Genomic DNA, 20,907 nt, shown 5'->3' with positions numbered 1-20,907 from the left:
ATTATCAATTCATGACATCTGGAACTAATTTGTTCCAAACATGCGGTCCCCGGCATCTCCAAGACCAGGAACAATGTAGCCTTTTTCATTGAGATGATCATCCAGCGCGGCGATGTAGATATCAACATCCGGATGCGCTTCCTGCACGGCTTTCACGCCTTCAGGCGCAGCAATCAGGCACATGAGTTTAATTTGGTCGCACTTATGGTTTTTTAGCGAGTTGATCGCCGCAATCGCGGAGCCGCCCGTTGCCAGCATCGGATCGATCACGATGAGCAAACGGTTAGGTGCGTCGGTCGGCAAATTAATGTAATATTCCTTCGGCTGCAGCGTCTCGTGGTCGCGGGCGAGACCGATATGGCCTACCTTCGCTGACGGAATAAGCTTCAATATGCCGTCTACCATGCCGAGTCCGGCACGCAGAATAGGAACGAGTCCCAGCATTCTTCCCGAAACGACCTTGGCGTCCGTCTCAGCAACCGGCGTCTGTACTTTGATCGTATCAAGCGGAATTTCTCTCGTGATTTCGTATGACATTAATGTGGCTACTTCATCAACCAGTTCCCGAAAATCTTTTGTATTCGTCTCTTTATTCCGAATAAAAGTCAGCTTATGCTGAATTAACGGATGGTCGCAAATGATTAATTTGCTCATGGAGCGGTATTCCTCCCGTACATTGTTGTTATTGTTCTAGTCGATGTAAGCCCTGACACAATCCCGTATATTATAGCATTGTAAACAAGCCGTTGCATCTTGTGTTTTGCAGACGCGCAAATAGAGGCCCGCGCCTCTGTATAGGAAAGGCGCCGGCCTCTTGGGATTAGAAGCTGCTTCGCAATTAACTGCTGCACCCGCCGCCACCGCAGGAGGAGCCGCAAGACGAGCCGCCGCCGCCGTCTCCACCGCTGCCGCAGGACGAGTCCCCTCCGGAGCCGCCGTCATCCCCGCCGGAATGATCCCTGCCGTCATCCGAGGAGCCGCTGCATGCGTAAGTCGAATCGCCGCTGCCGTTTGCTTTGCGCTGCTCCTCGTTCTGGGCCTGATCCATCTGCTGCGCAAAGTCATTCGGGCTCGCCATCGAGTGATAGATGAGCATGCCCGAGAGCAGGCCAGTCGCTCCCAGTACAGGGTCGTAGCCGTAGCTGCTTTCGTTTCTTGGCTCCTTGCGGGCGTTGCCTGCGTCATTCAAGCCGGACTTGGCGCGATCGATTAAATAATCCATCGTACTGCTCAAATCCGCAAAACGCGAACCCGTCTTCGCATTAAACCACTGCGTGCGGAGCGTGTCCTTGCTAAATTCCTTTATTTCATCGAGCTTTAGTTCCGGCATCCGAGTCCGGTAAAAGGCTCCCCACAGCCTGCCGCTTGCAGGTGCTTGCGCAAACAGCTCGCCATACAGCCAATCGAACAGCGCCCGCTCGCCGGGCTGCGGCGAAGCACCCGGCGCATGCGGAGCGTGATGGATCATCTCGCCGCAGAAGCCTGTGCAGAACTCCTCGTACTCCCTCGTGAACATAAGCATTTCGTGCCACACCGCGTCCACTTGCCGGCTGTACATCGGTACATTTCGCATGATCCCGCACATCAAGAAGTAGCGCTTAAGCTCGAACCACGTCCATGCCCATTCTTTATCTGACATTCTCGGAAATTCCTTTAACACACGATCCTTCACGCGACTTTCGAAAAACAAGGTCAGCGAGCTTTCCAGACGCTCTGCAGCCGTTCTCGCAGGATGGCCGTAAGGTACGCCTAGAGCGTCAGGCGGCTCGGCGCTTGGCCAAGGTGCGAAGACGTTCGTTCTACCGATGGAGGCTCTGCCTCCGCGGGATGATTGGACCCGCCTCATAGAAATATTCGCTCTCACGATTACGCGTATAAGAAGGAATAGGGCTATTGCAATAAATACGATCACGGCAAATTGAGCCATTTCAGCCTCCTAAGCATTTTGTCGTACCCATATATTAACACATTTAATTCCCCTCAAGCTGATAACACTCACATGAAAGCCAAAAAACCTTACAACCAACAAATGCGCCTGCCCAGTCCGTCATTAAACCCATTAAACTGATGCAAAACATTCCCATTAATATTAAATATATGCTGAAGGGCAGCCACGAATTTCATATAAAAGGTATAATGCCTTCATTTGCTTCTTATTTAGAAAAACTATGCACAACTATATCCCCAACTTGTCCACATTTATCCACAACCTGTTGACATAACTGTGTATAACTCAAAAAAGAGGTTAAAACAGTACAATCGCACTGCTTTAACCTCTTTATTTTGCAATCCAGTATTCAAAAATCCACTATTAACATGTGTATAGCTTATACTGACGCATAATGACAAGCGGCAAAATGTCCTTTTCTTATTTCAAGCAAAGCCGGCTCGTCCACCTTGCACTTGCTTGTCGCAATCGGACAGCGCGTGTGGAATTGGCAGCCGCTAGGCGGATTGATCGGACTTGGCAAATCGCCCGTTAAAACGATACGCTCGCGATTTGCTTCCACTTCCGGGTCCGGAATTGGAATAGCAGATAAAAGCGCCCTAGTATACGGATGCGCAGGACTATCGTAAAGCTCGCTGCTCTCGGCAAGTTCTACGATTTTACCTAGGTACATCACCGCAACGCGGTCGCTGATATGCTTAACCATCGACAAGTCATGCGCGATGAACAAGTAAGTAAGGCCCATTTTGCGCTGCAAATCCTGCATAAGGTTAACCACCTGTGCTTGAATCGATACGTCCAAGGCAGAGATCGGCTCATCGGCAATGATGAACTTCGGATCAACAGCCAGCGCACGCGCTATGCCGATACGCTGGCGTTGGCCGCCGGAGAACTCATGCGGATAACGCGTCGCATGCTCAGGATTCAAGTTGACCAAGTCAAGCAGGCCTTCCACCTTGCGCTTCCGCTCAGCTCGGCTGCCCGCCAAATTATGAATGTCAAGCGCTTCCCCGATAATATCAGTAACCGTCATACGCGGATTTAGAGACGCATACGGATCCTGGAAGATCATCTGCATATTGCGGCGAAGTGCCTTCAGTTCCGAGCCGCGCAGTTTATAAATATCTTTACCGTCGAACGTTACGCCGCCGCTTGTCGGTTCATACAAGCGCATGATCGTTCTTCCTGCAGTTGACTTGCCGCAGCCAGATTCGCCTACGACACCAACAGTCTCACCGCGTCCAATGCTGAAGCTGATCTCATTGACCGCTTTTAAAATATTGCCCTTACCCAAGTTGAAAAACTTGCGCAGATCATTGACTTGAACTAGTGGAGAGCTCATACCGGCACCTCTCTTTTCGCGTAAGGATGCAGCATCCAGCAGGCAGACGCATGTGAATCGCTTCCTTTAACGGCATGCAGTTCAGGATCGTTGTCTACACATACCTTCATAGCTTCGTCGCACCGTGCACAGAAGCTGCAGCCGACAGGCGGTTTAATCAAATCTGGCGGTGTACCGGGAATCGGTATAAGAGGTTCATCCTTCCTCTGGTCCAGACGCGGCAAGGAACGTAGAAGTCCTCTCGTATAAGGATGTTGAGGGTTATGGAATATCTCCCATTTCGTGCCTGTTTCAACAACGCGGCCAGCGTACATCACAATGACGCGGTCGCAGACGTCGGCCACAACGCCCAGATCATGCGTAATCAAAACAATGGATGTGCCCATCTTCTCCTGCAGGTCCTTCATGACGCGCATGATTTGTGCTTGGATCGTCACGTCCAGCGCCGTCGTAGGCTCATCCGCGATCAGCAAGGATGGATTACATGCCAGCGCAATCGCAATCATTACCCGTTGACGCATACCGCCTGAGAATTGATGGGGGTACTGTTTGATTCTTGATTCCGGATTTGGAATACCAACTAGCTGAAGCATTTCAATTGCACGCGCTCTTGCTTTTTCCTTATTTAGATTCTGGTGCTTGATTAGACCCTCCATGATTTGATCCCCGACCATCATCGTAGGATTCAAGGAAGTCATCGGATCTTGAAAGATCATTCCGATTTTATTTCCGCGCACCTTTTGCATTTCATTCTCCGAGAGAGACAGCAGCTCCTCTCCTTCGAACAGGACAGAACCGTTCTTAATTCTGCTTGGAGGTGAAGGAATTAGTCTCATGATCGATTGAGCCGTTACACTCTTCCCGGAGCCGGATTCGCCGACAATCGCGACTGCCTCCCCTTTATTCACATTGAAGCTTACGTTGCGGACGGCTTGAACTTCACCACCATATACGTCGAAGGATACACTTAAATCTTTCACTTCCAGCAAGGTCTTCATCTAGCCGTGACCTCCTCACCGTTAAACGGGTTTTATTTTTTCAACTTCGGATCGAACGCATCCCGCAGGCCGTCGCCGAATACATTAAAGGCAAATATCGTTAAGCTTAGCAAGAATGCTGGGAACAGCAATCTCCAAGGATAAATCGTCATAGCGCTGATTCCATCATCTATCATCGTTCCCCATGATGCAACCGGCGATTGCACGCCTAGACCAAGGAAGCTGAGGAACGCTTCTGTGAAGATCGCGCTTGGCACAGTTAACGTCAATGTGACTAGAATTGGACCCATCGCATTCGGGATCAAATGACGGAAAATAATACGCATCGCATTAGCGCCAAGCGATTTGGAAGCTAACGCATACTCTTGATTCTTGAGCTGCATAATTTGACCGCGCACGATCCAAGCCATATTAATCCAGCCCGTAATCGACATCGCGACGATAATGGTCGTTAAGCTTGGCTCCATAATAACTAGCAGCAGGATAACAACTAGAAGATAAGGAATCGAATATAATATTTCGGCAAATCTGTTCATAACCTCATCCACTTTGCCGCCGTAGTAACCCATGATGCCGCCGTAGATGATCCCGATAATCAAGTCAATAAGCGCCGCCATCAATCCTACGAACAAGGAAATCTGAGCACCCTTCCACGTTCTCTCTAACAGATCGCGTCCTAGATCATCGGTACCGAACCAATGCGCCGCAGACGGCGGCTGGTTCGTATTCGCCAGATCATTTGTAAAATGATCGTTAGGCGATATAATGGGTACAAAAATAGCGCACAGCATTATGACAATAATGATCCAAAAGCCCGTCATAGCCAGCTTACTACCTAACATTCTTATCTTAATGTCCTGCCACGCAGTTAAGCTCTTACGTCCAACCTCATCCGCCATGCCTTTGTTATGCTTAATCTTCTCGAACTGTTCCGGAGCCAGATTAGCAACGGATTCGATGTCTACTCGTTTCGACATGTACTATTTCGCCACCTTTCCTCCGGACACCCGCATGCGCGGATCAACAAACACATATGCGATATCAGCTAAGAATCGTGTAACCATTAAAAGCACAGCATAAAAAATCGTAATCCCCATAATAAGAGGATAATCTCTATCCGTTACACTTTGAACAAAGTACTTTCCGATTCCCGGAATTCCGAAAATTTTCTCAATTACCACAGATCCGGTAATAATCCCGGCAGTGAGGTAACCCAAATACGTAACGACTGGCAGCATGGAGTTACGCAGCGCATGCCTCATCACGATCACGTATCCGGAAAGTCCTTTGGATTTGGCAGTTTTAATGAAATCCGCACTCAACACTTCAATCATCGTAGATCTTAGTAGCCTTGCGATAAAAGCAATAGGACCAGCCGCCAAAGCGATGGTCGGTAAAACATAATCCATCGGGCCGTTCAACCCGGCTACTTCAAATATCCTTATCTTAACTGCAAATAAATATTGCAGTAGCGGCGCCAAAATCAAACTCGGGATTGCGAGACCGATTACAGCAAGGATCATTGCGAAGTTATCCATAAACTTGCGGTGATACATAGCAGCCAAAATACCCAGTAAGCTGCCAACGACTAATGACGTAACAATCGCAGCAATACCCAACCTTAGCGAGTAGCCGAATGATTGTGCGATCATTTTGTCGACGGATTGAAACTTTTTCTTCATGGAAATACCCAAATCGCCCTTGACGAGGTTTTTCAAATAAGTTCCGTACTGGACGATAAGCGGTTTATCCAATCCATAATACGCTTCCAAATTTTTCTGAACTTGTTCGCTTGTCGCCTTCTCAGACTGTAATGGACTACCAGGAACAGCGTTCATTAAGACAAAAGTGGCGGTAATTAGCAAAAAAAGCGACAACAACATAAATATAAATTTGCTTAAAATGTAGCGGACCAAGTGATCACCCACTCTCTCGATCATTAATTAATTTCAAAAGGGTATATATAGAGAGACTATATATACCCTTCTAAAATAGGTTGCTCTAAGTTAGTTGCATATGAAATTGACAATCAGGAGTGATCTACTCTTTACCGCCAAATACCCAGCTAATATTTCCTGAGTAGTCAGGTGCTACGTTTTTAAATCCGTCTTTCAACATGGTAACCGTTGTGTAGTAATACAATGGCAATACAGCCATATCTTCTGCCATTGCAATTTTTTCAGCTTCAGCCATCATCTCTACACTTTTCTCAGGTGTTTCAGCTACCAGAGAGTTGTCCAGAAGTTCCCCAACTTTAGGGTTGTTGTATTTGCCATCATTGTTACCAGAATTCGGATGAATCAAATCGTAAGTGTAGTTAACCGGATGGTTGATGTCCGCGCCCCAACCAGCACGAGCGATATCGAACTGTCCTGCATCTCTCGTCTCAAGGAATGTAGCCCATTCCTGGTTGGCCAGCTTAACTTCTACGCCAAGACTATTACGCCACATGTCAACGATAGCCTCAGCGATCGCTTTGTGACCCTCGCTTGTATTATAGAGGAGCGTAATTTCAGGCATTGCCTTCAGACCGCTTTCAGCAAGACCTTCTTCAAGGAGCTTCTTAGCTTCTGTAACGTCTTCTTTAAAGAAATCCGTATCTGGGTACATTTCACGGAAAGACTTGCCGTCAACCGTAATACTTGGCGGTACCAAACCGTATGCTGGTTGTTGATTCGCTTTAGCAACATTGTCAATCAACGATTGACGATCTACAGACATAGCGAATGCTTTACGTACTTTTGCGTTGTTAAACGGAGCTTTCGTCGTATTGAACAAGTAATAGTAAGATGAGGCAATCGATGTAATTTCCGCTTTGCCATCTTTAACCAGCTGTTGTGTTCTGTCAAGTGGGACGGAACCCGCTTGCGCGCCGATCCAGTCGATTTTATCTGTATCAAACAGGTTGTATACTGTGTTCTCATCATTAATCAATGTAACCGTTACTGTATCAAAGTTAATAGCGGATGCGTTGTAGTAGTCTGGGTTCTTCGTCAATACAAGCTTGTCCTCGTGCTTCCATTCCTTCAATAGGAAAGGACCGTTCGATACAATTGTCGCTTGTTCTGATGCCCACTCAGGCTTGCCGTCAACTGCACTTTTGTTAACTGGCAAGTAAGTATAGTGAGCAAGAAGGCTAGGGAAATATGGTGCAGGCGTGTACAATTTCACTTCTAATGTGTAATCGTCAGTAGCTTTAACGCCCACTTCATCAACTGCACCTTTACCTGTGTTGTATTTCTCACCGTTCTCGAGGTAATAAAGCATGTATGCATATTCAGAAGCTGTTTCTGGAGCCAAAGCACGTTTCCAAGAATATTCGAAGTCATGTGCAGTAACGGCTTCGCCATTGCTCCACTTCACATCGTCGCGAAGTTTGATGGTGTAAGTTTTGCCGTCTTCGGAAGCCGTAATTTCTTTAGCAATTGCGTTCTCGGGCTCACCTTTTGTGTTCAAACGAGTAAGACCCTCATACAAACCTGCCGCAACGATACTTGATTGGGCATCCGTCATTAAAGCGGGATCCAAACTTGGCGGTTCACTTCCAAGAGTAAAACGAAACTCTTGCGGAGTTTTTGTTTCTCCTCCATTGTTGGTACCGCCATTGTTCGACGATTCCGGTTTGTTGTTACTTGTACAAGCAGACAACAACATACTGAATGCAACCATTAACACCAACATGAGTTGCGCTGGCTTTTTGAAATTCCCTTTCACTTACATCAACTCCCATTTATATTATTTTTGTTAAAACCATCCTTAAAAGGTTGAAGATGACTAAATGTGATTCATGTCACATAAACTAACATTAAAATAATATTAATCAACGTTATAAAATATACAACTTAAATTTAATAATTGTCAATACGAATATTGAATTCAAAACTTTCCAACGACCGTTTCTATTATACCCTAACTGAATTATTTAATCACCGAAGCAAGCATGTTTTTCACATTTGCTTTATTACATTAATGTATTCTTGCATTAACACTAACTCGTGCTAATACGCGTCAGCATTAATACGATTAAGCTTTAACACGCGTTTACATTACTGTTAGGTAGCTTTAACGCAGCAATACTTTCACTTCATTTTCTGATCCGCATTTATTGCCCTATTGCTGGAAAGTATATCTTATAAACAAGATGGTAATCGTGCATGAGTACTCAAAAATCCGTTTTTCAATAACCATAAATGGGGTATTATGTTAATTATATTTATTATAATAATTCATACTTAATTCATATTTCAGTCACAAATCAGCATGTACTATAATGCTAATAAACGCCATGCCTGCTATATTCGAACACAATAAGCACCGGCTTCGCCCCGCCCTCTGTAAGAGAAGGGTATCCGCCTCTCCTAGAAATAGAAGAATACTTTATCGCGTGAATATATTACGTCTTATATTTCCAAAAAAACAAGCGCCGTTTACGGTTTCCCGAAACGGCGCTTGTTTTATGATTATATTTATTTTAGTAAGTCATACCAGGATATAGCGGATATTGAGCAGTCAGATCACGGACCAAGCCGCGGGCTTTCGCTAGAACCTCTTGATCTTCCGGGCTGTTAAGCACAAGGGCGATAACTTCTGCGATCACTTTCATTGCGCTCTCTTCCATGCCGCGAGCCGTCGCTGCCGGCGTACCGATGCGAATGCCTGAAGTAACGAACGGGCTTGTCGGATCAAACGGGATCGCGTTTTTGTTAACCGTAATGCCCACTTCATCAAGTACATGCTCAGCAACTTTACCCGTAATGTTCAGGCTGCGGGTGTCAAGCAGCATCAAGTGGTTGTCTGTTCCGCCAGAAACAATGTTGAAGCCTTTTGCAACGAGCTCCTCAGAAAGCACTTTTGCGTTTTTGACAACTTGTGTTGCGTATTGCTTGAATTCCGGCTTAAGCGCCTCGCCGAACGCAACGGCTTTGGCTGCGATGATATGCATCAAAGGACCGCCTTGCGAACCAGGGAAAACAGCTTTGTCGATAGCCGCTGCCCAAGGCTGACGGCAAAGAATCATACCGCCGCGCGGTCCGCGAAGCGTCTTGTGCGTAGTCGTCGTAACGAAATGCGCATGAGGTACTGGGCTCGGGTGAAGACCTGCAGCGACCAAGCCGGCAATATGTGCCATATCGACCATGAACAACGCGCCTACGTCATTGGCAATTTTACCAAGCTTTTCGAAATCAATCGTGCGCGGGTATGCGCTGGCGCCTGCTACGATCAAGCGAGGACGGTGTTTGAAAGCAAGCTTGCGAACTTCTTCGTAATCGATCGTGAAGGAATCTTCTTGCACGCCGTATGCTACGAAGTTGTAAAGCAAGCCGGATGCGTTAACCGGGCTGCCGTGCGTCAAATGTCCGCCGTGAGCGAGGTTCATGCCGAGAACCGTGTCGCCAGGCTGCAAGGCTGCAAGGTAAACCGCCATGTTTGCTTGGGCGCCGGAGTGAGGCTGAACGTTCGCATGCTCAGCACCGAACAATTCTTTGGCACGGTTGCGCGCAATATCTTCCACGATATCCACATGCTCGCAGCCGCCGTAGAAACGCTTGCTTGGGTAGCCTTCCGCATATTTATTCGTTAGCACGCTTCCCATCGCTTCCAAAACCGCTTCACTTACAATGTTCTCAGAAGCGATAAGCTCGATGTTATCACGTTGACGAGTAAGCTCAAGGCCTAGTGCTTTCAATACTTCCGGATCTTGTTTGCGCAAATTTTCCATTTCGGTAATCCTCCTCAAATTAGACAGCTCTATTTAAAATGGTTTATTCAATAAGTTCACGCTCGGCACATGCCCGTTAATCACATGTGCCGGCAGATTGCTCAGCCGTTAAGGCATCAGCACGCTCATACACAGCCCGCGAGCCCCCGATCAGCTTGGGCCGCGTAACCGCCATCGTCACATGGGCTTCCCCGATGCTCCGAATGGACGGACGGACAGGAACGGCTACCCGCTTCAAATGCATCCCGATAAATGTATCTCCAATATCGATGCCCGCATGTGCTTGTACGGTTTCGACAAGGCACGGCTCCTGTAAACTGCGGTAGGCGTATGCCGCCATAGATCCGCCAGCTTTCGGCACCGGTACCGCCCCGACAATCTCCAAGCCGTATCGGTCAGCAGCAGCACGGTCGATGACGACCGCACGGTTCAAGTGCTCGCAGCACTGGTACACCGGAATGAAACCAAGCTCAGCTCTTGCAGCTTCAACGCCCGCAAATATTTGCGCAGCTGTCTCGACCGTGCCTGAAGTGCCAATCCGCTCGCCGAGCACTTCACTAGTACTTACACCGATAACCAGCAGCTGACTCATTCCAAGATTCCCTGCGGCCGCCAGCTCGCGCACAATCGTTTCTACCTGCTTGGCAATGACTTCAAGCCGTGCATGTTCTTGTATGCTCATCGCAATGGCCCCCAATTAGGACTGGCTGATAATCTGTTTTTCGATTTCCATCACTTTGTTCACTCTTCCGACATGGCGCTCACCGTTCGAGAACGGTGTATCCAGCCATATCCGAATAATCTCGAGCGCAACGCCAGGGCCGATAACGCGTTCGCCAAGCGCCAATACGTTCGTATCGTTATGCTCCCGGGTTGCTTTGGCCGAGAACATGTCATTGACAAGCGCGCAGCGGATGCCGCGTACTTTGTTGGCCGCAATGGACATGCCGATTCCCGTTCCGCAAATCAGTATACCGCGCTCCGCTTTGCCGCTCGTAACTAGGTCACATACGGGTAATGCATAGTCCGGGTAATCAACCGATTGGTCGCAGCTACATCCGACATCTTCAATTTCATGGCCAAGCGACTGAAGAAAAGGGACAACCTCATCCTTCAACCGATAGCCCGCATGATCGGCACCAATAGCAATTTTCAACGTAAAAGACCTCCTTCGGAATGAAACATTACAGTGCTAGTATACCTATTTTTGCAGAAAAAGACGAAAAAAGAGCAAGACATGCTAATTAGCATGCTGCTCTTTGCCCAGGCGACCGGCCGTATATTCCGATGCTCCACCGTGGTTAGCCCACTTCCGTCGCCAGTTACATCGGAAACCGTATATTGTCTTTTCATAATAGCCGATACGGCTGCAAAAATCAATCTATAATACGGGTTGCATCCGCGGAATTATCTTTTGGAAAGCTTGTCCAGAAGCTTCACGAGCGCATCTTCGATTTCGTTCGCACTGCTGTTATAGATGGATAACGAGCCGCCAAACGGATCGACGATGTCGAAGCTTGGAATTTTGCGCTCCAGCTCAAGCAGCCGGTTTCTCTCCCGCGAGGTAAGCTGCTGGCCTAACGCCTGCTTCATATGCATCTCCGAATACAGCCGCTCCAGCTCTTCGATATCGGCAAGCACCTGCGCATCGCGATTCGCATACTCCTTCAGCGTATAGGTCTTATCAACCGCTTCGGGATACCATTGCAGCAAGCCCCGCTTGTGGTTGGACGTCATGGTCAAAATAATGTCGGCCCAGCCGACTGCCTCGCCTGTAAGAGCGAGTGACGTGCTTTTATGGTCGATATCCCGCTGTCTCAGCGTTTCTACCGCATGCGCCGACACGGGCAACCCGTCTATCGTCGATATGCCCGCTGAGCGAACAGCCACCGTAATGCCTCTCAGAGCAGCCATTCGGCGCAGCATAGCCTCCGCCATCGGAGAGCGGCACGTATTGCCGGTACAAACAAACAATATACGTTTCACACTGCCAACTCCTTTTCACCCTCAATTCAAGCTGCCTTGCCATTAGAATATAAATAAAATGCCGAAAACAAACAAGATGCCGCCGCCTATCGCCTCGCCATATTCCCCAAGGTTCCCGCTGACCTTGCGGCCGAGCAATAGCCCGCATACGGACATAAGCCCGCCAAGCACGCCGATCATCAGTACGGTCGTCCACATATTGGCCGCGAACATGCCTAGCGTAATACCGACAGAAAACGAATCGATGCTGACGCTTAGCGAGAGCACCAGCAATCCCCACAACGATTTGTGATCGAAGGATTGTACCGCATCTCCCCGCAGTGAGCTGTATATCATATGCCCGCCCAGCAGCACCAGCAATATGCCAGCCGCGGTAGTGGCTACAGATCCAAGCAGAACACCTACATATTGTCCTGTGTATATGCCGGCAAGCGGCATTATAACATGGAACAGCGCAATAACCACGCCCAGCTTCACGATATCACGCAGCCGAATCCCCTTCAGACCAATTCCCAGTCCGAGCGAAAAAGCGTCTAGCCCAAGCGCTAATGCAATAATGAGCAGTGTCAGCAGCTGACCAGCTTGCAATTGTGCCTCAACCAAAGTCTATCTCCCCCATGTCCGCCTGTTTTCTATACCAAACATATGCGGGCATGAGGACAAACATACTAATTTGAGCATTTCCTATTCCAAATCCGGATTATACGCGAACGACTCGGTTACCTGCAGCCTTTGCCAGCCGGTTCATCAGGGCGGCTCCAATTCCTTGTTCGCCGCTGCTCTCCGACCATATGCGCTGCACGCCGCCTTCGTCGAAAGCGCGGAGCGCCGCATACAGGCGATGGGCCGCCGTTGCTAGCTCTGCTTGGCTGCCTAAAGATAATACGCGGTCAGCCTTGTAATCGCGCAATCGCTCCTCGAATGCCAGAACGCCGGTCGTCTCGCCGCTGCCGGCAGCCTGCTCCACCTGCCGACGGATATACGTAGTCACCGCATCCGGCTCACCTTGGACAAGGATCAGCTCGCCCTGCGGCGCATAATGCGTATACTTCATTCCGGGCGAGCGGGGCGCAGACTCCGGTTCCTCCAGCGTTGCGCTGTCGATGGTTGCATGCGGCGCTGCTATCCGCAGCGCCTCCAGCGTTATGCCGCCTGGGCGCAATATGCGGATCATTTGTTCACCGACCAGCTCGACGACGGTTGATTCCAAGCCGACACCTGTAGCTCCATCATCCACAAGCCCATCAATGCGCCCATCCAAGTCCTCCAGTACATGCCGTGCCAACGTCGGACTTGGCCTTCCGGAGCGATTCGCGCTTGGCGCCGCAACCGGGCAGCCAGCCAGCTCGAGCAGCGCTAGAGCGGCCCTATGGTCCGGGATGCGGATGCCTACCGAAGCCAGTCCGGCGGTAACGAGCGGCGACAGCACACCGGGTCGTGCCGGCAGCACGATCGTCAGCGGTCCCGGCCAGAAGCTGTCCATCAAAGCCGAAGCAAGCTTCGGGTACGGAAGCACGAGCTCGTCCAGCTGCTGCCGGTTTGCGATATGCACAATTAACGGGTTATCCGAGGGACGCCCCTTTGCGCTGAATATGCGGCCTACCGCAGAGGAGCTTCTTGCATCCGCTCCTAGCCCGTATACCGTCTCCGTCGGAAAAGCGACAAGACCGCCGTCCCTTATTTGCGCGGCGGCTGCCGCAAGCTGGGATCCGAGCTTTTCGTCAGGGAGCCGCTCCACGCTCCACACATTCGTCGTTATCATCTTTATCCTTCAATCCTTGCTCATAATTTAAATGAATCATGCTTCCGTTATTATAGCACATGCATCCGAAAACAAGCAGAAACGGCAGCGGTGCCTTAGCTAACAAGGCACCGCTGCCGCTACTTATGCGAACAAGGATTTAATCCAATTAATAAGCGACTGGATCATTTCAAGCAAAAAGAATTTCGCTTTAGGCGCTTCTCCGCCGGATGCCCCATCCTCCTCCATATCAACCGCTGCCGCAGCCGATACTGGCGCGCTGTCCGCTTTGAGCGTGGATGTCTGAGCCGAACCTTCTACTGACGCCGACGCGGCAGCTTCACCGCTCGCCGCATCAATGAAGCATAGCGGCGGGAACAGCACGCACCACCAGTTTTGGCCGCCGCCCTCGCCAAGCGTAATTCGGAGCGCTTCGTAGTCGCCAGCGGGATAAACCTCATTGCCGTACATTTTAGTTGGGAAGGGCACGATGCCCAGCTCGGCTGAAGCGCCGTATGCAAAGCCTCGGCTTTGCAAAACATTAGCTGTGATGCGTTCGATTTCAGGCATATGGTCAAGAATAGACTGGCGAGCTTCCTCTATGGTTTGAGGACCTGTTGCCCAGCCGCTCATTGCTTTCACGATTTCATCACGTACAAGGCGCTTGACGACTTGGTCAGCCGGACGATCGGAATTGGCTAATATGCGAAGACGGATAGCTTCCTGCGGAATTTGGCCGCCCGCAACCGCCGCGTCCATTTGCTGGGCTTCCCAGCTCATAATTAATAGAATGATAGCAAATACGATAAAACCATAGGATTTACGGTATGAATATTTGTTAGCCGCCACCGATTTGGAAGCTGCGGGTCCCTCGACATTGGAATAAGAATGAATAGATAAATGGTTGGACATACAACACAAGCTCCTCTCGTCGCACCCGTCAGTGCGTCTGCTTGCGTTCCGGAACGTATCTATCCGTCAGTATGTCCCCCGTTTGTAATATATAAACCTAGCAGCTAGCATTTTCTTCAAAGCTAGATTCCATTGCCGCTTGCACGCTGCACCAAGCCGCGGCGCGCCTCCGTCCTACGCATGCATGCGTATTGAAAAAAACCATTCATGCGGTACTATAGAAGTGGAGTAAATGAAACCGACATGGGAACAAGAAAGGATGCCGAGATGGATTTCAATAAAGCTTATACCGCTTACCGACCGCTGCTCCATTCCATCGCCTACCGCATGCTCGGCTCGTTTAGCGAAGCGGAAGATCTCGTACAGGATGTTTTTGCCGATTACAGCCAGCTAAACACTTTGGATATAAATAATGAAAAAGCCTATCTCGTAAGGATGGTTACGAACCGATCCATCAACCTCAGCCAATCCGCGCGCAAGAGACGCGAGGTATATGTCGGAGAATGGCTGCCCGAGCCAGATATCGGCCAAGCCATGCTGGACCCCGCTGAGCTGTACGACCGGCACGAATCGATATCCTACGCGCTGCTAGTCATGCTGGAGAAGCTGACCGCAGTAGAGCGGGCCGTCTTCATTCTGCGGGAATCGCTGGCCTTTGACTATGACGAGATCGCCGCTTGCTTGCAGAAGACAGAGGCGAACTGCCGGAAAATATTCAGCCGCGCCAAAGAGAGGCTTCACCAAGAACGCCAGCGTCTTCCGGGAAACACGGATCAAGCCCAGCCCCTCGTCGAAACCTTCATGGAAGCTGCGGCTTCCGGTGATTTCAATAAGCTGGTCGCCATGCTGACCGAGGAAGCCATGCTTGTTTCCGATGGCGGCGGCAAGGTACGTGCTGCTATTAACACGATAATCAGCAGAGCCCGCGTAATCGCTTTTCTGCAAGGCGTCATCCCCAAAACCTTCCTAGGCGACGGCCACCGATTCGCTGTTGTGAATGGCCAAGCAGGCATCATCATTACCCTCGACGGCAAGCCTCGAAGCGTAATCAGCTTTCAAATCAATGCGGAGGGCAACCAGATCGAGCGGATTTTCGTGATGCTCAATCCCGATAAGCTGAAGCATATACGGATCGATTCGTTTTTATTTTGATTATTTTTTCTCTTCCTGTCACAAACTTGTGCAAGGCTTTGTCTTAGATGACGAAGACATGCAGCACGGCCAAGCGGCCAACAAATCGGATGATAGAGGAGAATGAATGCCATGACTGAAAGAACCGTTATCGCCAAAGAGCTGCCCGCCGCATACCAAGCCATGTTCGGGCTTGAGAAATATTTGGGCACGACCAGCATCAGTAAAACCTTGAAGGAGCTCATCAAAATCCGCGCTTCGCAAATAAACGGCTGCGCTTATTGCATCAATATGCATACCAAAGAAGCTAGGGAGCTAGGCGAAACCGAGCAGCGGATCTATGCACTCAGCGCTTGGCGCGATACGCGCTTTTTCACCGATGAAGAACGGGCTGTCCTTGCTTTAACGGAGTCCGTAACCGTGATCACGAAAGAGCATGTGCCTGACGCTGTTTATGAGGAAGTCGCCCGCCACTTCGACAGCAAGCAGGTTGGAGAAATCATTATGGCCATTACGACGATTAACGCCTGGAACCGGATCGCAATCAGTACGAATATGATGCCGGAATAAAGCTTGCGGCAGCATCGCCCGCCCGCCTGCTGGCAAGGCCGGACAGCAAGGCCGGATAGCAAGGCCGGATAGCAAGGCCGGATAGCAAGGCCGGATAGCAAGGCCGGATAGCAAGGCCGGATAGCAAAAAAGGATGCCCTGATCGCCTAACGGCGCTCGGGGCATCCTTTTTTTACTGCGGCTAGCGAAGCTGCGACTGCGTCGCAATGACGTGGCGCTCAATGCCGGCGTAGTCGCTGATGATGCGGATCTCGTCCCATCGGCCGAGCGCGCGCAGCATCTCGGCCACGATGCGAGGCTGGCCCATGCCGAGCTCAAACGCGACGATCCGCGGCATTTGCGCCAGCCGCGGGAGCTGCTCGATCATACGGCGGTAGGGCGTCAGCCCGTCTGCGCCGCCTTCCAGCGCAAGATGCGGCTCATAGTCGCGCACCTCGCGCTGCAGCCCTTCCATATCCGCCGCAGGTATGTACGGCGGATTGGAGACGAGCACGTCGATGCGCAGCTCGGCGCTGCGGGGTTCGCTCTGCTCATGCCCGGGTATGAAGGGCATGAGCAGGTCGCCCTGCACGAGCGTCAGCCGGTCCGCCGCTTCATGGCGGACCGCGTTCGTGCGGGCGACTGCCAGCGCGTCCGGCGATAGATCGGACGCGCATACGCGCCAAGCGTGACGCTGCGAAGCCAGCGTCACGGCGATGGCGCCGCTGCCCGTGCCGACGTCTACGACCGTCGGCACGAAGTTCCCCTCGCTGCCCGGGTCAGCAGGCCAGAGCAGCGAGGCGGCCGCAAGCACCGCCTCGACCAGGAGCTCAGTCTCCGGGCGCGGGATAAGCACGGCCGGCGTGACCGTAAACGGCCGCCCGTAGAACCACTGCTCGCCAATGATATACTGGACAGGCTCGCCTGCCGCTTTCCGTCGGATCAGCTCCTCCCATTCGGCCAGCCTCTCAGCCGGGAACGGATCACCGCCGTCGCGCAGCAGCGCCGCGCGATCGGTCCCGAGCAGATGCATAAGCAGCAGCTCGGCATTGTTGCGCGGCTCCTCGACTCCCTCAGCCAGCAGAATGGAGGTCGCTTGCACGCTCGCCTGCCTCAGCGTCAAAGGCTCTTTAAACCACGGCCCATTCGATGGCATGCCCATCATTCGCATCATTTCCTTTCGCATTCAGTCCCATTGCCGCACATTCATGCGAACAACCGGCCAATTCAATTGCCCCGAACCTAACAAAACGCCGAACCTCCGATTGCTTAGAGAAGCAACCCTCGGTCCAGCGCCTTATAAGTTAAGCCATTTCACGTTCCATAATATCCGCTTGCTCTGCGATCGTAAGGGAAGAAATAACATCTGCCAGATCACCATTCATAACCGAATCCAACTTATGCAGCGTCAACCCGATACGGTGGTCCGTTACGCGGCTTTGTGGGAAATTGTACGTACGGATGCGTTCACTGCGATCGCCCGTTCCGACTTTGCTCTTGCGCTCGCCTGCATATTTCGCTTCTTCCTCTTGACGGCGTACGTCAGAGATACGAGCACGAAGCACGGCAAGTGCTTTCGCCTTATTCTCATTCTGTGATTTGCCATCCTGACAAGTCGCCATAATGCCTGTAGGAACATGCAATACGCGTACCGCAGATTTAGTCGTATTAACAGACTGTCCGCCTGCTCCGCTTGAGCAGAACGTATCGACGCGAATATCCTTGTCGAAAATCTCAACCTCCACATCTTCAACCTCCGGCATAACCGCTACCGTTGATGTCGAAGTATGAATACGGCCGCCTGATTCCGTTACCGGAATACGCTGCACGCGATGCGCGCCGCTCTCGAACTTCATCTTGCTGTATGCGCCTTTGCCCGTAATCATGAAGATAACTTCTTTAAATCCGCCAAGGTCATTCTCGCTGAAATCCATCAGCTCCACGCGCCAGCCCTGCGTTTCTGCAAACTTCGTGTACATGCGGTACAGCTCATAAGCAAACAATGCAGCTTCGTCACCGCCAGCAGCGCCGCGAATCTCGACGATTACGTTCTTGTCGTCATTCGGGTCCTTCGGCAGCAAAACGATACGGATCTTCTCATCAAGCTCAGCTTGGCGCTTGCTTAATTCGTCGATCTCCATCTTCACCATTTCACGCATTTCGTCATCGAGCTTCTCTGCCTGCATAAGCTTGGCATCATCGAGCTGCTCGGTAACTTGTTTATATTCCGTAAAGGCATCATACGCCTCTTGTAAATCCGACTGCTCCTTGGAAAGCTCTCTAAGCCGTTTGGGATCACTGGATACATCCGGATCACACAATAGCTCACTAAGCTTCTCATACCGGTCTGCGAGTGCTTGTAAACGGTCAAACACGATCATTCACCTCTGTTTATTCCATTAGGATAATGTTCATTATACCATATCGGCGCAGGAGTATCGACTGCTGGTTTCGATTTACAGCTGCTCATTGCGCCCAAATTTGCAACAAAGCCCCACAAGTGCCGATCAGCACCTGCAGGGCTATATTATTGCCAAATTGATTAAACGTTAAAACGGAAATGAATAACGTCGCCGTCGCGCACAACGTACTCTTTGCCCTCAAGGCGGACTTGCCCCTTCTCGCGTGCCGCTACCATGGAGCCTGCAGCCGCTAGATCCGTAAAGGAAACAACCTCGGCGCGAATGAATCCGCGTTCGAAGTCCGTATGAATAACGCCAGCCGCTTGCGGTGCTTTCGTCCCGCTGCGAATCGTCCATGCACGCACCTCTTGCACGCCGGCCGTAAAGTACGTATACAAGCCAAGCAGCTTGTACGCAGAGCTGATCAAGCGGTTAAGACCCGACTCCGACATGCCAAGCTCTTCAAGGAACATATCCTTGTCTTCGCCTTCAAGCTCAGCGATCTCCGCTTCAACCTTCGCGCTGATCGGTACGACATCCGCGCCTTCGGCAGCAGCGAATTCGCGAACCTTCTGTACATATTCATTGCCGTCCGAATTGGAAACCTCTTCTTCGCTCACGTTAGCGGCATACAATACCGTCTTCATCGTCAACAGGTGAAGATCGCGGATAAGCAGCTTCTCATCGTCGCTAAGCTCGACGCTGCGCGCCGGCATATCGTTGTACAGCGCTTCTTTCACGCGCTCAAGCACCTCAATTTCTTGAGCGACTTTCTTGTCCCCGCCCTTGAGGTTTTTGCGGGAGCGGTCGATCTTCTTGTCCACGGAATCAATATCCGCCAGAATCAGCTCCAAATTAATCGTTTGGATATCGCTAATCGGATCTACTTTGCCTGATACATGCGTAATATTGTCATCCTGGAAGCAGCGCACCACGTGCACGATCGCGTCTACTTCGCGAATATGGGCTAGAAACTTGTTGCCGAGACCTTCGCCCTTGCTTGCTCCAGCCACTAGGCCCGCGATGTCAACGAATTCAAACGCCGTTGGCACGATGCTCTTAGGCACAACCAGCTCAACCAGCTTATCGAGACGCTCGTCCGGTACTTCAACAACGCCAACGTTAGGATCTATGGTACAAAAAGGATAGTTGGCAGATTCTGCCCCTGCTTGTGTAATTGCGTTAAACAATGTCGATTTCCCGACATTCGGAAGACCTACTATCCCGCAAGAGAGCGGCATATAAAACAACTCCTTCATCTAAATAATCTTTCGCAATTATACCTGAACCCCACAAACAATAAAAGCCCTGTCTATTAGACGGGGCTTCCTACTTTCATTATATCCAGAAAAGGTACCTTTACCTCTTCTCCATTATCATATAAATGAACCATCTTTGTTCTTGAGTCCATCTTAACTATTTTACCCTTAACAGGTTGATCCCAGTTCCATACAACAAGTCGTATTTCTAATTCTTCCTGCTGGGCTTCCACTAGACGTTCACCTAACTCCTCCAATTCAAACTCGTCTCTCGTCGGCCGCTTTGGTCCCTTTGCTTTCGCCATATCCAAGTCCTCCAAATCTTTATTATATTTGTTAATTGCAACGACATGTTCCGGCAACATCATGCGGCTGCTGGACCACATTTTGTTGCTCTGTGGATCTAATCGATTTACCTTCTTCATAAGGTCCATCCACGGCGAGGAAACTCTTTAGCCTCTGCACGGTTGTAGAGGACTTTAAACGTGTTCTCCTTCTGATCCCATAAGATAAATCCTTCTTTCACTAGCTCATTTATTGAACTCTTTACTTGATCCTCAGTCCTTCGGGATTTATGGCTAATATATGGGATATCAATCTTTGCTGGATCATCACGATATACATTCCATATGACCGTTAGAATTTTCCGTGTAGTATCCTCAAGCATGTTGTTTTATCAACTCCACATCAATAATGTTTGACATGTTAAATATGCGAGGGGCATTAGCTGTATAACAATACGCTTTAACTCGACCGTCCCGTACCGATCGGACTTGTATAGTGCGTATTGATATGTTGCGATTACGGTCGTTATAAATAATCTGCACTGTTTGGCCTACATACTTTTCAATCATGCCCCTCACCCCTATACGAATGTTTGTTCTTATTTTAATACAAACATATGTTCTGTTACAAGACAA

General features: G+C 50.1%; 20 protein-coding genes and 1 riboswitch. Of the genes, 2 read left to right on the top strand and 18 right to left on the bottom strand.

The genetic code is table 11. The features are described from left to right. Window positions 1–24 precede the first annotated feature (24 nt). The 14 genes from upp to spoIIR all read right to left on the bottom strand — a co-directional run bounded on the left by upp (window position 25) and on the right by spoIIR (window position 14,646). Window positions 25–654 (bottom strand): uracil phosphoribosyltransferase, encoded by a 630-nt coding sequence (upp, locus tag AC0YN3_RS15845; protein WP_183568231.1) that lies wholly within the window; start codon window positions 652–654, stop codon window positions 25–27. A gap of 184 nt (window positions 655–838) precedes the next feature. Further along, a complete protein-coding gene (locus AC0YN3_RS15840; protein WP_475775987.1) occupies window positions 839–1,927 on the bottom strand; it encodes a glycine-rich domain-containing protein in 1,089 nt (362 codons plus the stop codon). Between the two features lie 400 nt (window positions 1,928–2,327). Further along, entirely contained in the window at window positions 2,328–3,290 is a 963-nt protein-coding gene (locus AC0YN3_RS15835; RefSeq protein WP_475775986.1) for an ABC transporter ATP-binding protein, read from the bottom strand. Then, a complete protein-coding gene (locus AC0YN3_RS15830) occupies window positions 3,287–4,288 on the bottom strand; it encodes an ABC transporter ATP-binding protein (protein WP_475775985.1) in 1,002 nt (333 codons plus the stop codon). Before AC0YN3_RS15830 ends, AC0YN3_RS15835 begins: the two co-directional genes overlap by 4 nt. Before the next feature lie 32 nt (window positions 4,289–4,320). Then, complete coding sequence (locus tag AC0YN3_RS15825) at window positions 4,321–5,265, bottom strand: ABC transporter permease (protein WP_475775984.1); 945 nt, start codon at window positions 5,263–5,265, stop codon at window positions 4,321–4,323. A 3-nt stretch (window positions 5,266–5,268) separates the two neighbouring features. Continuing rightward, complete coding sequence (locus tag AC0YN3_RS15820) at window positions 5,269–6,204, bottom strand: ABC transporter permease (protein ID WP_475775983.1); 936 nt, start codon at window positions 6,202–6,204, stop codon at window positions 5,269–5,271. Window positions 6,205–6,328: 124 nt separating this feature from the next. Beyond that, window positions 6,329–8,002, bottom strand: a complete 1,674-nt coding sequence (locus tag AC0YN3_RS15815) for a peptide ABC transporter substrate-binding protein (protein ID WP_475775982.1) — start codon at window positions 8,000–8,002, stop codon at window positions 6,329–6,331. A gap of 757 nt (window positions 8,003–8,759) precedes the next feature. Continuing rightward, on the bottom strand, window positions 8,760–10,007 hold the full coding sequence (locus AC0YN3_RS15810) for a serine hydroxymethyltransferase (RefSeq protein WP_475775981.1): 1,248 nt from the start codon (window positions 10,005–10,007) through the stop codon (window positions 8,760–8,762). A 76-nt stretch (window positions 10,008–10,083) separates the two neighbouring features. Further along, entirely contained in the window at window positions 10,084–10,689 is a 606-nt protein-coding gene (locus AC0YN3_RS15805; protein ID WP_475775980.1) for a TIGR01440 family protein, read from the bottom strand. A gap of 15 nt (window positions 10,690–10,704) precedes the next feature. Next, window positions 10,705–11,163 carry a ribose 5-phosphate isomerase B gene (gene rpiB / locus AC0YN3_RS15800; RefSeq protein ID WP_183568207.1) on the bottom strand — a complete coding sequence of 153 codons (459 nt, stop codon included), beginning with the start codon at window positions 11,161–11,163 and terminating at the stop codon, window positions 10,705–10,707. Window positions 11,164–11,261: 98 nt separating this feature from the next. Beyond that, window positions 11,262–11,343, bottom strand: a riboswitch (ZMP/ZTP riboswitch). Window positions 11,344–11,414: 71 nt separating this feature from the next. After that, window positions 11,415–11,993 carry a low molecular weight protein arginine phosphatase gene (locus tag AC0YN3_RS15795; RefSeq protein WP_475775979.1) on the bottom strand — a complete coding sequence of 193 codons (579 nt, stop codon included), beginning with the start codon at window positions 11,991–11,993 and terminating at the stop codon, window positions 11,415–11,417. Window positions 11,994–12,035: 42 nt separating this feature from the next. Next, window positions 12,036–12,596 (bottom strand): manganese efflux pump MntP, encoded by a 561-nt coding sequence (locus tag AC0YN3_RS15790; RefSeq protein ID WP_246431905.1) that lies wholly within the window; start codon window positions 12,594–12,596, stop codon window positions 12,036–12,038. Between the two features lie 97 nt (window positions 12,597–12,693). Next, complete coding sequence (locus AC0YN3_RS15785; protein WP_475775978.1) at window positions 12,694–13,755, bottom strand: L-threonylcarbamoyladenylate synthase; 1,062 nt, start codon at window positions 13,753–13,755, stop codon at window positions 12,694–12,696. Between the two features lie 123 nt (window positions 13,756–13,878). Continuing rightward, the gene (gene spoIIR, locus AC0YN3_RS15780) at window positions 13,879–14,646 is read right to left on the bottom strand and encodes a stage II sporulation protein R (RefSeq protein ID WP_475775977.1); all 768 of its coding nucleotides are present in this window, start codon (window positions 14,644–14,646) and stop codon (window positions 13,879–13,881) included. Window positions 14,647–14,889: 243 nt separating this feature from the next. Here spoIIR and AC0YN3_RS15775 point away from each other — a divergent pair, with 243 nt between their 5' ends. Continuing rightward, the gene (locus AC0YN3_RS15775) at window positions 14,890–15,798 is read left to right on the top strand and encodes an RNA polymerase sigma-70 factor (protein ID WP_475775976.1); all 909 of its coding nucleotides are present in this window, start codon (window positions 14,890–14,892) and stop codon (window positions 15,796–15,798) included. A 111-nt stretch (window positions 15,799–15,909) separates the two neighbouring features. Then, entirely contained in the window at window positions 15,910–16,347 is a 438-nt protein-coding gene (locus tag AC0YN3_RS15770) for a carboxymuconolactone decarboxylase family protein (protein WP_475775975.1), read from the top strand. A 181-nt stretch (window positions 16,348–16,528) separates the two neighbouring features. Here the strand turns inward: AC0YN3_RS15770 and prmC are convergent, their stop codons facing one another. The 4 genes from prmC to AC0YN3_RS15750 all read right to left on the bottom strand — a co-directional run bounded on the left by prmC (window position 16,529) and on the right by AC0YN3_RS15750 (window position 20,352). Next, window positions 16,529–17,482, bottom strand: coding sequence for a peptide chain release factor N(5)-glutamine methyltransferase (prmC, locus tag AC0YN3_RS15765; RefSeq protein WP_475776093.1), 954 nt, complete (start codon window positions 17,480–17,482; stop codon window positions 16,529–16,531). 148 nt (window positions 17,483–17,630) lie between these two features. Continuing rightward, entirely contained in the window at window positions 17,631–18,701 is a 1,071-nt protein-coding gene (gene prfA / locus AC0YN3_RS15760) for a peptide chain release factor 1 (RefSeq protein WP_475775974.1), read from the bottom strand. 167 nt (window positions 18,702–18,868) lie between these two features. Next, window positions 18,869–19,969: a redox-regulated ATPase YchF gene (ychF, locus tag AC0YN3_RS15755; RefSeq protein ID WP_475776092.1), complete on the bottom strand. Its 1,101-nt coding sequence runs from the start codon at window positions 19,967–19,969 to the stop codon at window positions 18,869–18,871. Window positions 19,970–20,043: 74 nt separating this feature from the next. Continuing rightward, on the bottom strand, window positions 20,044–20,352 hold the full coding sequence (locus AC0YN3_RS15750; RefSeq protein WP_475776091.1) for a YolD-like family protein: 309 nt from the start codon (window positions 20,350–20,352) through the stop codon (window positions 20,044–20,046). Window positions 20,353–20,907 lie beyond the last annotated feature (555 nt).

It is taken from the genome of Paenibacillus sp. J22R232 (assembly GCF_056269165.1).
Note: the sequence above shows the minus strand (reverse complement) of the source record. Positions and strands in the feature narration are given on the sequence as shown.

What these genes read in the sequence shown, in the direction of transcription:
- upp (WP_183568231.1), bottom strand. Translation starts at nt 654, where the DNA reads ATGAGCAAATTAATCATTTGCGACCATCCGTTAATTCAGCATAAGCTG.
- AC0YN3_RS15840 (WP_475775987.1), bottom strand. Translation starts at nt 1,927, where the DNA reads ATGGCTCAATTTGCCGTGATCGTATTTATTGCAATAGCCCTATTCCTT.
- AC0YN3_RS15835 (WP_475775986.1), bottom strand. Translation starts at nt 3,290, where the DNA reads ATGAGCTCTCCACTAGTTCAAGTCAATGATCTGCGCAAGTTTTTCAAC.
- AC0YN3_RS15830 (WP_475775985.1), bottom strand. Translation starts at nt 4,288, where the DNA reads ATGAAGACCTTGCTGGAAGTGAAAGATTTAAGTGTATCCTTCGACGTA.
- AC0YN3_RS15825 (WP_475775984.1), bottom strand. Translation starts at nt 5,265, where the DNA reads ATGTCGAAACGAGTAGACATCGAATCCGTTGCTAATCTGGCTCCGGAA.
- AC0YN3_RS15810 (WP_475775981.1), bottom strand. Translation starts at nt 10,007, where the DNA reads ATGGAAAATTTGCGCAAACAAGATCCGGAAGTATTGAAAGCACTAGGC.
- AC0YN3_RS15805 (WP_475775980.1), bottom strand. Translation starts at nt 10,689, where the DNA reads ATGAGCATACAAGAACATGCACGGCTTGAAGTCATTGCCAAGCAGGTA.
- AC0YN3_RS15785 (WP_475775978.1), bottom strand. Translation starts at nt 13,755, where the DNA reads ATGATAACGACGAATGTGTGGAGCGTGGAGCGGCTCCCTGACGAAAAG.
- spoIIR (WP_475775977.1), bottom strand. Translation starts at nt 14,646, where the DNA reads ATGTCCAACCATTTATCTATTCATTCTTATTCCAATGTCGAGGGACCC.
- AC0YN3_RS15775 (WP_475775976.1), top strand. Translation starts at nt 14,890, where the DNA reads ATGGGAACAAGAAAGGATGCCGAGATGGATTTCAATAAAGCTTATACC.
- AC0YN3_RS15770 (WP_475775975.1), top strand. Translation starts at nt 15,910, where the DNA reads ATGACTGAAAGAACCGTTATCGCCAAAGAGCTGCCCGCCGCATACCAA.
- prmC (WP_475776093.1), bottom strand. Translation starts at nt 17,482, where the DNA reads ATGCCATCGAATGGGCCGTGGTTTAAAGAGCCTTTGACGCTGAGGCAG.
- ychF (WP_475776092.1), bottom strand. Translation starts at nt 19,969, where the DNA reads ATGCCGCTCTCTTGCGGGATAGTAGGTCTTCCGAATGTCGGGAAATCG.
- AC0YN3_RS15750 (WP_475776091.1), bottom strand. Translation starts at nt 20,352, where the DNA reads ATGTTGCCGGAACATGTCGTTGCAATTAACAAATATAATAAAGATTTG.